Annotated in this window: 8 protein-coding genes and 1 pseudogene; 4 read left to right on the top strand and 5 right to left on the bottom strand. The window is 46.3% G+C overall.

Annotated elements, in window-relative coordinates; all coding sequences use genetic code 11:
• Positions 1-107 precede the first annotated feature (107 nt).
• A pseudogene (locus tag H6F98_RS32620) lies at positions 108-503 on the bottom strand (Uma2 family endonuclease); the annotation flags it as partial.
• A gap of 78 nt (positions 504-581) precedes the next feature.
• A complete protein-coding gene (locus tag H6F98_RS32615; RefSeq protein WP_192222902.1) occupies positions 582-2753 on the bottom strand; it encodes a BamA/TamA family outer membrane protein in 2172 nt (723 codons plus the stop codon).
• A gap of 358 nt (positions 2754-3111) precedes the next feature.
• Here H6F98_RS32615 and H6F98_RS32610 point away from each other — a divergent pair, with 358 nt between their 5' ends.
• Entirely contained in the window at positions 3112-4410 is a 1299-nt protein-coding gene (locus H6F98_RS32610; RefSeq protein WP_192222901.1) for a lipid-A-disaccharide synthase-related protein, read from the top strand.
• On the opposite strand, the gene H6F98_RS32605 is transcribed toward H6F98_RS32610, so the two are convergent.
• The 3 genes from H6F98_RS32605 to H6F98_RS32595 all read right to left on the bottom strand — a co-directional run bounded on the left by H6F98_RS32605 (position 4407) and on the right by H6F98_RS32595 (position 7143).
• Positions 4407-5780 (bottom strand): adenylate/guanylate cyclase domain-containing protein, encoded by a 1374-nt coding sequence (locus tag H6F98_RS32605; RefSeq protein WP_192222900.1) that lies wholly within the window; start codon positions 5778-5780, stop codon positions 4407-4409. The two genes, H6F98_RS32610 and H6F98_RS32605, sit on opposite strands and share 4 nt — an antisense overlap.
• 208 nt (positions 5781-5988) lie before the next feature.
• Positions 5989-6636, bottom strand: coding sequence for a restriction endonuclease subunit R (locus H6F98_RS32600; RefSeq protein ID WP_192222899.1), 648 nt, complete (start codon positions 6634-6636; stop codon positions 5989-5991).
• Positions 6637-6888: 252 nt separating this feature from the next.
• A complete protein-coding gene (locus tag H6F98_RS32595) occupies positions 6889-7143 on the bottom strand; it encodes a hypothetical protein (RefSeq protein WP_192222898.1) in 255 nt (84 codons plus the stop codon).
• Positions 7144-7264: 121 nt separating this feature from the next.
• On the opposite strand from H6F98_RS32595, the gene H6F98_RS32590 reads away from it, so the two are divergent.
• From H6F98_RS32590 to smc, 3 genes are all read left to right on the top strand, one after another.
• Entirely contained in the window at positions 7265-7504 is a 240-nt protein-coding gene (locus H6F98_RS32590; RefSeq protein ID WP_192222897.1) for a helix-turn-helix transcriptional regulator, read from the top strand.
• 206 nt (positions 7505-7710) lie between these two features.
• Positions 7711-9132, top strand: a complete 1422-nt coding sequence (locus H6F98_RS32585) for an ABC transporter substrate-binding protein (RefSeq protein WP_192222896.1) — start codon at positions 7711-7713, stop codon at positions 9130-9132.
• Between the two features lie 631 nt (positions 9133-9763).
• On the top strand, positions 9764-13474 hold the full coding sequence (gene smc, locus H6F98_RS32580; protein ID WP_192222895.1) for a chromosome segregation protein SMC: 3711 nt from the start codon (positions 9764-9766) through the stop codon (positions 13472-13474).
• The last annotated feature ends 49 nt before the right edge of the window (positions 13475-13523 follow it).

The raw sequence follows: 13523 nt of genomic DNA, 5'->3' as shown, positions 1-13523 counted from the left end.
GGTTCTAGGATATTGACTCTCACCTACATGGTCATTCAGTTGTCAAGGTTCTATACCTTGCGGCTAATCCCCCTAATCCTTAACAGGATTGGTTTCTAGCCAACGATTCGCACGGTACGCCCCAAGTCCTCATCCTCGGTACCTGGAGATAACAACTCCACCACCACAACTGGACTCACTCCTTCTTGCCAAATTACATAGCTTAAACGTAAGTCTCGCCCTTCATAAAGCCGCTCTATACCCACAACACCGAACCAATCTGGGCGTTTGTACCACTGAGAATGAGTGACATCATAGTAGAGATTGAGGTCACAAGCGCTAAACACCTCATCTGGATTCCAGTTACGGGGCTTAAAGGTGAGTTGCAGCAGCTGAGATTGCCACAAATGAAATTCGTCAGGCAATCCAGATTCCTTCGGGTCTTCGCTGGGTAAGTCGTACATTGTCGGCAACGTCTGCCGAGGTGAAAGCGGCGGGTCTGATTGAGCAGGAAGACGAGTCATGGCAATTTTGGGTTGGGGAGTTTGGCTTTTAGATTAGCATTGTGCGATCGCCCTTTCTTAAGCCACTCCACTAAGACCTTAGAACCGTTGACCAATTCCGAACTGGAGTTGGCTATCGCCTTGGTCAGTGAAGCCGTAGTCAGCGCGAATGATGCCAATCGGTGAGTCTACCCGCAAACCTGCTCCATAACCAAATCCGGTTCCTGGCTTCCCACGCACAATTCCCGGTTCTCCCGGCACCGTGTCACCTGTACCTAAATCAGAAGCAAAGTCTGCAAACAGAACCGCACCAACTGGATTGAAGAGAGGCACACGATACTCAGCCGATGCTAAGACATAGGTGCGCCCACTACCGACATCACCCGTGCCATAACCCCGTACTGAGTTGATACCACCCAGGTTAAAGGCTTGATAAGGTGGCAAATCACCAATCGTTGTACCACCCTGGACATTAAACGCCAACACTTCGGGTTTATCACCACCCAACAAGTCAACAGGCGTGTATTGTGAATAATTGGCTTGCAGGCGATTCATGAAAATATTGCCATTCCCGACAGGGATTGACTGTTCTGTGCTAAGACTCAGGACGGAGCCTTGAGTGGGATTAACGGGATTGTTCCGTTGGTCTTTTGTTACCCCAGCAGATACAGTTACCAGGTCATCAATACCAGTTCCACTAAAGGAGAGAGGATTCCCCAAGGCATCTACTGAGATAATATTGCCATCGTCATCGCGGATGCTGGTGCGGGTGTAGTTCAATCCGACTGAGGCTTGCCAATCATCAATTGGTTTGCTTAACCTAACGCCAGCACCAAATTGTCCTTGGTTGGGTTCATCATAATCCTCCGCTTCAATATCATTCGCAAAATTATCATCAAAGACCGTAGATACGGTTCGACGGCGGAAGACATCAACACTATATCCTGGCTTGTCTGGATTACTAGCACGATAAGGGTCAGTGAAATTGCCGTTAAATTGTAAATCGCGACCACTAACCTGAACGTTGAGTCCTAATTGCTGATTGATTCCACCTAAATTTTGGTCTTTGTAGCTGATGGTGCCAAAGACACCAGTACTACCGCTGTAGCCACCACCCACATTTACCCCACGGGCAGGTCGTTCGGTGAGTTCGTAAGTTACATCAACATTTCTGGCATCGCCATTTAAGGCAACATTGGCGTTGTCAAACAGCCCTAATTGATAAAGTTGCTGTAAGTCTTGCCGCGCTACATCTACACGGAATATTTGACCCGGTTGGAGCTTTAACTCACTCCTGATGAAGTCTTCACGGGTACGCCCTTCAGCTGGGTTACCCTCTTTGTCCAGAAAACGGACATTAATGTCACCAATGACACCCTCAGCTACCGCAATTGTGACAACACCATTGCGTGATGGTTGTGCGTCTAGTACTTGTGCCAAAGTATAACCGTTGTCGGTGTACCATTTGCTTAGCTGTTGAATACCCTGGCGCATTGCCGTTGGGCTAATGGGTTGTCCAATTTGAGATTTGAAGAAGTCATTAGCAACGGCTGGGGTGAGAACTTGGTTACCAGAGAGTTGAAGCGATCGCAAAATGACTGGTTCTACCTGGTAAACTACGCTCAATCCATCTTGACTTTGAGAAGTGGACACACGAGCATTGGCAAATAAACCTGTGTTTAAAATTGCTGCAACGTCACTATCTAGCTGGCTTTGACTGGTTGAACCGCCAGCACGAGTGCCGATTGTGTTTAAAACAATTTGCTGTAATTCTTGTGTTACCCCCCTTACCTGAACATCAGTGGCAGTAACGGCTAAATCATTAGAAACTACAGCTCTAGCAGGTGTTTGGGTTGCCTGAGCTTGGGTATTAATAGTTGTTGAGGTAGTGGTAGTTCCTGATGGTGGATTTGTAGAGTTAACGGGCGTTCTTGTTGGTTGGGTAGACGCTGGTGTTGTGGTTACTACTACATTGGTATTGGCTCTCGTAGACTGAGCTAATATTGGGGTTGACTGTATCGGCAAATCAGAAGCCGTTGCGCTAACAGGTGTTTGGGTAACTTGAGCAAATTCGGGTGTCACAACCACTTCGGGTGAAGCGACTGCCGTAGAGGGTTGTGGTGCTGGCGAGGCTTCAACTGGAACGACATAGTTTCTTGCTGCGGGTTCCGGGGTTGAACTAACAACATCTGGACTCGCGATCGCTTGGTGATTTAACTCTCCAGCCGCGAGGAGTGCTAATGTGGAAATTGCAACAGCTCTATTTAGCATAAAAATAGCCTCGATCGCTAGTCCGATCCGTTAAAAATTGCTTGCTTTTGTTTAACGTGACCGTTGCTTAAATCGTTAAGTTCCAAGGGCTGTGCCACCTCTGCATCTGCCACACCCGATGAGGCTAACTTGAGAAATGTTGGCAGGTCTTGACAGGATGAGGAGTGACTTATAGCGAAAGGCAGAAGGCAAAAGGCAGAGGGGTTGTTCGAGCAGAACAGGTATAATTGCTCAGAAAAAGGCGCGAACATACAAGTGAATGTATGATCACTAATGCTTGATACGAATTTTTGATGCCACTGATGCTCAGTGGTTAATTTTTCGATGTTAAAAACTGTTAAAAAACTAATCACCCATTATGCAGCTGCTGTGCCTTAGTAATGGTCACGGAGAGGATGTCATTGCCGTCCGAATTTGCCAAGAATTGCAGCATCACCAAGCTGCCCCAGAACTGGCAGCTTTGCCGTTAGTGGGTGAAGGACGAGCTTATACTCAACTAGACATTCCGATGATTGGCTCGGTGCGGACGATGCCTTCCGGCGGCTTTATTTATATGGAAGGGCGTCAGCTACTACGAGATTTACAGGGTGGCTTACTGCAACTCACTTGGGCGCAATTTAAAGCAGTTCGTCGGTGGGCTAAAAGAGGAGGAGTCATACTAGCGGTCGGGGATATTGTTCCCTTGTTATTTGCTTGGTTGAGCGGGGCACCTTACGTCTTTGTCGGTACCGCTAAATCTGAATACTATTTGCGAGATGAAGCAGGATGGTTGCCTAATCGATCGCGTTGGGAAGGTTGGTCTGGGTCAGTTTATCTACCTTGGGAACGCTGGTTAATGAGTCATCGACGTTGCAAGGCGGTATTTCCGAGAGACAAGCTGACAACGGAAATCTTACAGCAGTGGTCTATCCCAGCGTTTGATCTGGGTAATCCGATGATGGATGGAATTTATCCAAAAAATCCGGCACCGATTTTTTATGAACCCGACGCTGAATTGAAGGAAATGCAGCGATCGCTTATTGTGACACTATTACCTGGTTCCAGAGCGCCAGAGGCTTATGAGAATTGGGAGAAAATCGTGCAAGCAACGGCTGGGTTCTTTGAAACGTTTCCTGATCGATCACTTTTGTTTCTTAGTGCCATTACTCCAGCGTTGAGTCTTGACCCATTACGCCAAACGCTAGAAGCGCAAGGTTGGGTAGAGCAACCACTTGAATCGAGTGTGTCTACTCTCCAAGTTAATGACCCAACTGCTTTGGCATTTACCAAAAACAATGCAACGTTGATTTTGACGACTGATGACTATAACCTCTGCTTGCTCAAAGGTGACTGCTGCATTGCAATGGCAGGAACAGCAACAGAGCAGTTTGTGGGACTGGGAAAACCTGCGATCGCAATTCCTGGAAAAGGCCCTCAATTTACCCCCTCCTTTGCCGAAGCGCAAACTCGTTTATTAGGGCCATCATTAATCTTGGTGGAACACCCAGACAAGGTTGCCAGTGTAGTACAGCAGTTGTTTCGTGACCCCGACTGGCTACAGCTAATCGGAGAGAATGGTCGTCAGCGGATGGGTAAGCCAGGAGCGGCTGATCGCATTGCAAACTGTTTAATGGAGCAGTTTGAGCGTTTTGACAACCCTATAAAGCAGGATAATTAGCTCTCATTCACAAGAAGACAGTCGCCTTCTACTTCAATTACCGCTAGTTCGCTCTGAGCTTGCCGTCTTTTTCCTCGAAACCGGACATGAACCTTGCCTTGAGAAATTGGTCCTACAGCCAGTTCTTGTACTTGCTCAACAATACCTGCTGCTTTTAGAAAGAAAATTGCTTGAAGTCGGGCAAGTTCTAGAAACACCCCTGGTTTATCCTTATACCTGGGATATAGAGACTGAATCACGCAATCTTCAACACTAATTGGGGTAGCACTACCTTTGATTAATTTCTCAAGCCTTTCACGCTCCGCTAAAGCTGGGCTGAACATCTGAGCATCCCTCAGCATTAGCAGTTTTGGTGGGTCATTGAGTAACAGCCGCCTGACTTTCAACTTAGCTATGTCATCTGGCGAATAGACTTGTTTTGATCCTTTAGAGGATTGCTCAAGCGGATAACCATTAGCCTTAAGATTTTTCGGTTCAAGGGTGAGTGTCCAAATTTTGTAATCTTCTCTCGATATGGCTTCTACACCCTTAACTTTAACGAGCATCCCGTCATTTTGGTAAGCAAACTTCACCGACTGCGACTGCTCAAGGTTAGGGCGAAGCAACTGGATTACCGCATCATCTTCGACACTTTTAGAAGGAATTTGAATTGTCAGTTTGCCATCGGAATTCTGACTATATGTTTCAATTTGGAAAAAGTGTTCATTCAACAAAACCCATTGTCCAGATGAGTAAATAACTGACTTAGCTTCGTTGCGACTAAGTTCCGCGTGAACCTGTGCCTGGTTAAGTTCCCACTGTGTTGTAAATGGAGTGGGGTAGAGTGGAGGAATGTGGTAAACCAAGATAGATTCGGGAAGGTTTTTTAACTTTCTTTGCACTAAGTCAGTTGCTTTTAGCGCCAGAGGATTTTTGACAACCTCGTAGACGGTTTGCGACAGGCAAATTCCTCCCGGTTGCGCTTCCGCTTGCAACCGCGCTGCCACATTAACACCATCGCCCATGACATCGCTGCCATTGAAAAACACATCCCCCAAATGAATACCAATGCGATGGGTTAAGACATCCTCCGGGGCTAGGTTAGCAGCAAGTGTCGCTAAGCTCGATTGGATTTCTTGACCGCAAGCCACTGCCTTGACAGCACTGGAGAAGTACATTAGTAATGAATCACCGATGGTTTTGAGTACTTTGCCTTCAAAGCGATGACATAGTTCGTTGATCAGTTGGAAGTCCCGACGAAGCAAGTCCAAAGTGTAATCCTCGTGGGCTGCCATCAACGCACTATAGCTGACGACATCTGTAAACACGATCGCTGCGAGAGTACGGTGCCCTCTTAGCTCCGGTGTCTGAGTTTTTTCCTCTATGAACATATGTTATGGGGAGTGCGAAGCATTACTGAAGTACACGGGTCAACTGCGTAGAGTTAGCACCCGAAATATCTATATTGAATTTGACAGCACCCAGCCTAGCCGGAGCTTTATCCAATCTAAGCAAAAATTCCATAGCATCTTTTTTATTCTAAGCCCTGGTAGGAGAGGCGGTCACTATTCAGCAAGAGAGAGGAGGAAAGCGATCCGCTTATCTTGGGTTGAACTTGCAGATTGCCTTCAAAACCTGCAACAACTGCATCGAACGTTCCGAGTCAATCAGGTTCACTTCCGGTAAGATTTGATAATTTGGGGGATTTCCTTGCTGGATATGGATAAACCAATAGCTCAATCCATTTGTACTCAGCCCCCACACTGATGTTTGATTCTCTAAAGTTTTGCAAGCGTAAGTAAGTAATTGAGGTAAACCTTCTAAGGCTTCAACACTACTATTTTTAGATTCAACCACCAATATCCAGAAGGGTGTAGTAGTGCTTTTCGCTTCAGTTCGGTTAACAGCTAAGATATCCATCCGCCCTTTGATGATTGTGTCCTCATCTTCGATGGAAATATCAGCAATATTTTCTTCCAGAATTATCTTAATGTTGGGCTGGTAGAAGCCAGCTAACCACATCAACGGAGCAAGTAGCAAAAATTTAACTTGACCTTCAGAAATCTTACGGCTGGCGTAGTAGCTCCGAAAAAGAGTACGGATTCGTGAGAGTTCCTGCTGTTCAAGTTCTGTTAAAGGTTCTAGGGAGAGTAATGATGTGATTGAGCCATTGGAATATTCTTCATATCTCAAAAAATGATGAACATCTTCTAAAGTCAGGTTTCTAGCGTCTAGATTTGTAGTCATTTTTAGCGATCGCTTTTTCTCCTTTGATTATCAGTTAAATGCTGGATATCAGATCGCTTCTTTTAATTGCATTGAATTACACTTCTGTGATGACCTCTCCCTAACCCTCTCCTGCAAGGAGAGGGAACAAGAAATTTGCTAGATCAGAGGGGCATCTTGCTCCCTTTTACCTTGTAGAGAAAGCGGTTGGGGGTTAGATTTATAACTTGTGTTCTGTATACAGCCGCATTTCGCGATCGCGCTTTATAGAGATTAGTCAATAGGAATGCGGCGGCTGAGAACGCTCATCACTTCACCAGGAGTTTGCGTTGGCTGTGGCTTGCTCCATTCGCTAATTTGAGCGTAACCGAGACGATAGAAATTGTGAATGGTGCTGGTGACACCTTTGGGAGAACTGATGACCAGGATTTTGAGGGGAACTCGGTTGGGTTCTGATGATGTATTGGCTGGAAAAGGTGTCTCAGAGTCGGGGGTTTGGTCTGAATCGGGAATAAAGTCTTCTGTCATCGAAATTTACCTGCTTTTTTAGTTAATGATTCTGTTCAAAATATTGAACATTATTATCGTATCAGAATGTTCAATATTTTGAGCATTTACTTGGTCATGAGCCTCTGACACCATAGAAGCCATGGGAAAGGCAGGTAAGGCTCTGAGAGAGGTATTAGAAGCCTACGGAATTAGCCAAAATAAATTAGCCGTGGTGATGGGAATAGGGCGCTCAAAGATTCACTACTGGTTCAATGAGGCTACAGATCCGTCAGCTGAGGCAGTTCTCGAAATTAGGAAGGGACTTCAGAAGATTAACCAGGCGGCGGCGGCGGAGTTTATTCGGCTGTACTTGGATGAATCAGATGAGAATGAGGCTTAGTTGTAGTGGAAGAGGACGCGATCGCGCTATTGTACTCCTATAAGCCGCTCCCGCACCGTTTTGTGCCTCATCTCACCTCATAAGAACAGTTTTAGAGGAGGTTATCTTGGCTTAGCCTAAGGTTGTCATAGCTCTTTTTATGACCTTCTCAGTGGACTATAAGCTCTTGTCCTATAATGGGCAAACGCTTATAGGATATAAGCCCTATGTCTCAGAAGAATGAATCTCTCGTCCTCTTCATTTCTCTAATTGTCACCATTCTTTTGCTTGGCACAGGGTTATGGTGGCTAAGGAGTCGTTCAGATATTAAGTTATGGAGTTTACCTCCTAGTAGTCAGGACAGTGCAGATAAAGAGCAAGCAATATCCACGCGCCTCAGCACTGGCGAAAAAATCCTAACACCAGGGGCAGCCTCGGACAACAAGCAATCAGGCGTAGCCGCACTGGCAACGGAAAATTACGAGAAAGCGATCGCTGATCTGGAAGCCGCGTTAAAGGAAAATCGTAATGATCCAGAAGCTTTGATTTATCTCAATAATGCCCGTATTGGTAAACAAAAAGCTTACATGATTGCCGCAGTAGTACCTATGGGTGGTTCTAATCCTAACAACGCCCTAGAAATGTTGCGGGGATTTGCCCAGGCACAGAATGAAGTCAATCAATCTGGTGGAATCAATGGGGTGCCACTCAAGCTGTTGCTCGCCAATGATGACGATAATTTAGAAACTGCTAAACAGCTTGCCACTACGTTAGTTAAAAACCCTGAAGTTTTAGCTGTAACAGGTCATTGGACTAGCGATGTCAGCTTGGAGGCAGCATCCGTCTATGATTCGGGAAAACTTGTATTTATTGCCCCAGTCAGCACCACGGTTAAACTTTCTAATTTCAGTCCCTATGTTTTTCGGACAACTATTAATAATTACACAGGCGGTAGAGCGTTAGCAGACTATATACTAACCAAGTTGCGATTACAAAAAGTAGCGGTTTTCTCACTTCCTGAAGTTACTTATAGCCGAGAACTCAAGTCAGAATTGGCTACAGCTATTTCTTTAGGAGGTGGGGAAGTTGTTGCAGAGTTTGATTTGTCTGAGCCAAGTTTTAGTGCGGCTCGGAGTGTTAAACAAGCAATTGATCGGGGAGCACAAGTGCTAATGCTAGCGACAAACAACGCTGCTGTAGATAAAGCATTGCAGGTTGTTCAAGTCAATAATAAACAGTTAGTTGTTCTGGGAGATCTGGCTAACTTGTATTCAATCAAAACTCTAGAAGTTGGCAGGGAGGCAGCGGTCGGAATGGTAATGGCAGTACCTTGGCATATCGAGGGGAATCTGCAATCTAACTTTCCTCGTCAGTCTAGAGAGCTATGGGGCGGTGATGTGAACGGAGTTACAGCCATGTCCTATGATTCAGTACAGGCTTTAATCGCAGCCTTGAAGCGCCAGCCCAGCCGCTCCGGGATACAACAAACGCTTGCTTCCTCCGACTTTTCTACAGCTGGTAGTACTAGAACCATTCGGTTTTTGTCTTCAGGTGATGTCAATTCGCCAGTTCAAATGGTGAAAATCAGTCGCGCTAATCCCTCTCGCTCTGGCACGGGTTACGATTTCGTTCCACTATCTTCAAATTGAAATTATTTAAGTTTTCTGAGATAGGACTCAATGCTGGTTAGGCGGGAATTTTAGTCTGTTTAAATAGAGGTAGCGGAGTTTAGTCAACTGTACTTGGATGAATTAGATGAGGATGAGGAGCCGTTGTAGGGGAAGAGGACGCGATCGCTCTACTTACGGGTGATTATTCGGGTTATCAATTAGCAACCCAGCAGTTTAAGCTATCGTGAGTACCCACCGCGATCCTCAATGATGATTTCAGAAAACGGTTTACCAGCCAGAACGTTCAGACGTTCCAACGGAGTCAAACCTTATCAGTAGAAGCGTTTGCTGATGTTGAGATTAAGGTAGATGAGGTGTTGGGGTAGCAGAGTCTGCCCTTCATTGCATATAGATAGTAATTAACAGCAACTAAAAGCGATCGCCTTTGGCAGCAGCGCTGAACTACGTTCCACTTTGCTATTGACCCACCCTGCTACGCAAACGCTAACGCGATCGCATTAGTGCCCCTCTCAACTCGAAATTTTGGCAAGTTCCTCCTCAAAGTACGGTATGAACCATCTTTCATCTCCTCAATACCCGTGCTAACCTGTTGAGAATTGTTACCCTGAACACTTGTACCACTGCATAAAACACAGTCAAGCTAGCGCCTATGGTGCATGTCAAGCGAGTGGAACTCACCAACTTCAAATCTTTTGGCGGTACGACAGCGGTTCCTCTGCTGCCTGGATTTACGGTTGTTTCTGGACCAAACGGGTCAGGTAAGTCGAATATTCTAGATGCCTTACTATTTTGCCTTGGTCTTGCCAGTTCTAAGGGAATGCGAGCAGAACGCCTTCCTGATTTGGTCAACCACGACAGGGAGCGTCGAGGTACTGTTGAAGCCAGTGTTACTGTTACGTTTGATTTGTCGGATGCACCGGATGTTCTCTTAGACGAGGATGAAGAGGATACAGAGAAGGGGAAACTGGAAAATCCAGAATCTGACCTCCCCGAATCCCTCATTCAAAAGAAGGGGCAAGAGAAGGTAGCAAAAGAGTGGAGTGTGACGCGACGGCTGCGAGTCACTCAGCAAGGTACTTACACCTCGAACTACTACATCAACGGCGAACCCTGCAACCTCAGTGAACTTCACGAACAGCTCAACCGTCTGCGGATTTATCCAGAGGGTTACAACGTTGTGCTGCAAGGGGATGTCACCAGCATCATTTCGATGAACTCACGCGAACGTCGAGAGATTATTGATGAGTTGGCTGGTGTTGCTGCCTTTGATCGCAAAATTGTTCAGACTAGACAAACGCTGGACATGGTAAAAGAGCGGGAGGACAGTTGCCGAATTATTGAAAAAGAACTGGTTGCTCAACGCGATCGCTTGAGCCAAGATCGCATTAAAGCTGAGAAATACCAAAAACTCCGCGCTGAACTCCAAGAAAAACAGCAGTGGGAAGCTGTACTCAAATGGCGATCGCTTCAACAACAAGAGTCAAAGCTCAAAGATCAGATTGAGGCAGGGGAACGAGAAGAAATTCAGCTAAATGAGCAACTAGCTACTTTAACTACCCAAATTAGCCAAGCGACAACAGAACTTGACCAACTTAATGCCCATGTAAAAAGTTTGGGAGAAGAAGAACAGCTAGCTGTCGCCTCAACCCTTGCTACTCAGGAAGCCGAACGGCGTCAACTCACAATTCGGCAGCAGGAACTAGCAGATAAGCAGCAACAAACTGAGCGTCAACTCCAACGAACACAAGAGGAAATTCAACAGCACGAGCAAACCCTGCAACAGCTAGCCCAAGAGAAACATCGTGTAGAGACAAGTGTAATCGTGTCTCTACGTGCCAAACGCGACGAAGCTCAAGAAGCCCTCAACCAAAGTCGGGAACAAGCAAATGCGATCGCATCTGCCTCGGAAGCTTGGGTGCAGCAACAAACTGCCCTTAGCCGCCAGATCGAAACATTACTGCAAACCATTGACCCACAACGCACCGAGCAAGCACAGTTGCAAGAGCGTCAGAGCCAGCTTAGTCGTGTCATCGAGGAACAAACCCAGCTTTTGCAAACCCTAGAACCAGAAATTGCGACAAAACAAGCTCAGTCTAGGGATTTAGACGCACAATTAAGCGCCTCTTCTGAAGCCATCCAATCACTTGCAAAATCACTTGCGGCAACAGAACAAGAACTCCAAATCCAGCAGCAAACTCAAACTCGATTACTTGCCGAACAACGAGACAAGCAACGCCAACTCGATAAACTAGAAGCCCAAGCGCAAGCAGAACAAGAAGCTCAAGGCACCTATGCCACAAAAGTTATCCTCCAAACCGGAATACCAGGTGTTTGTGGATTAGTTGCCCAACTGGGTCGCGTGGAACCCCGCTATCAGCTAGCCTTAGAAACGGCAGCAGGTGCGCGTTTGGGAAACTTGATTGTCGAAGATGATGGTGTTGCGGCGGCAGGAATTGAGTTGCTCAAACAAAAGCGTGCCGGGAGAGCAACCTTCTTACCACTCAACAAAATCCAACCGCCTAGATTCTCAGATACAGCAGCCCTGCGCTATGCAAACGGCTTCATTGACTATGCAGTTAACCTGATTGACTGCGAACCCCGCTACCAGAACGTCTTCGCCTACGTTTTTGGCACAACGGTTGTCTTTGAAACCCTCCATGCGGCTCGTCCTTATTTAGGCAAACATCGTATTGTTACCTTAGAAGGCGAAATCCTGGAAAGCAGTGGCGCAATGACAGGTGGTAGTAGTACCCAGCGTTCTGGCTTGCACTTTGGTACTAGCGATGCTGGAGAATCTGCTGAACTGGCTGGATTAAGAAGGCGCCTTCAGGAGATTGAACAGGTGTTAGATCGCTGTGGTGAATTGGTTAATCAAGCCTCCGCCTTAGCTAAACAACTAACAAAAGAACTTACAGAGACAAGAGGCAAGCGCAAGGAAAACGAGTTGCGCTTGGAGCAGTTACACAAGGAGATTCAGAATCTAACAGCGCAACAGGAGCAAGTGCGATCGCTTCTTGCCAAAAACACGCAAGAACTCGCCACGGCTCAAGAACGTCTCCAAACTCTAACCGTAGAGTTACCCGTTCAAGAAACTCAGCTTGTTGGATTACGCCAACAACTCGCCCAATTAGAGCAGTCTCAAACGCACAGCGAGTGGCAACACATTCAAACCGTCATCAAAGACTGGGAATCTCGGTTAAAAGAGTGCGAACAAGCACTCCGAGGATCGGAAAAACAGCTACAAGACTTGGAAAATCAACAGCAACGCACGGCTGAAAAAATTACAGAGGGTCACAAACGGATAGAAGAGTATCATGCTACACAGCAATCTGTACAGGAGCAGCGCTCAGCACTCAGCACTCAGCTATCAGCGGTTAGTGAGGAAATTAGGGAAACGCAGGAATCACTGACGCAGCTAGAGCAAAAATTAGGAGAAACAAAACAGAAACGCGATCGCGCAGAACAACACCTGCGAGAACAGAACCTACAACAGCAACAGCAGTCCTGGCAACTGCAAAAACTCCAAGAACTTCAGTTAGCAAGACGTGAGGAACTGACTACCCTACAAGCTCAACTGCAAATTCAGCAAGCCGAGTTACCCGATCCCTTGCCAGAAGTTCCCTTGCTTGTAGAGACACGATTGAGTGAATCTGAATTAGCGCCATCTGACTCGATTACATTTGATTCATTTGCTGCTCAACTCGAACAGCTTTCAAAAGAAATACGAAACGGTCAAAAACGCCTTCAAGCGATGGAACCCGTTAATATGTTGGCGTTAGAAGAATATGAACGCACGACGACTCGATTGTCAGAACTTTCTGAGAAACTAGCGACTCTAGAAGCTGAGCGCACTGAACTTCTGTTACGAGTGGAAAACTTTACAACTTTAAGGTTTCGCGCCTTCAAAGAAGCCTTTGATGCCATTAATGAAAACTTCCAAACCATCTTTGCGGAACTCTCCGATGGTGACGGTTACCTACAACTTGATGATCCTCAAGACCCCTTCAATGGCGGACTGAACTTAGTGGCTCACCCCAAAGGTAAACCTGTGCAGAGACTCGCTTCTATGTCAGGTGGAGAAAAATCTCTCACCGCCCTCAGCTTTATCTTTGCCCTCCAGCGCTATCGTCCTTCGCCGTTCTACGCTTTTGATGAAGTTGATATGTTTCTCGATGGGGCAAACGTCGAGCGATTAGCTAGAATGATCAAACAACAGGCTACTTTAGCCCAATTTATTGTTGTAAGTCTTCGCCGACCTATGATCGAGTCTTCTGAGCGTACAATCGGTGTTACTCAAGCCAGAGGAGCTTATACTCAAGTCTTAGGGCTAAAATTGCCGCCTAAGCGTGCAATTCGGTAGCTTAAATTTCATGATTTAGCGTTCAATATATTGATATTGATATTCCAGC

Source organism: Microcoleus sp. FACHB-SPT15, assembly GCF_014849525.1.
GTDB classification, from domain to species: Bacteria; Cyanobacteriota; Cyanobacteriia; order Cyanobacteriales; family Coleofasciculaceae; genus Symplocastrum; species Symplocastrum torsivum.
Note: the sequence above shows the minus strand (reverse complement) of the source record. Positions and strands in the feature narration are given on the sequence as shown.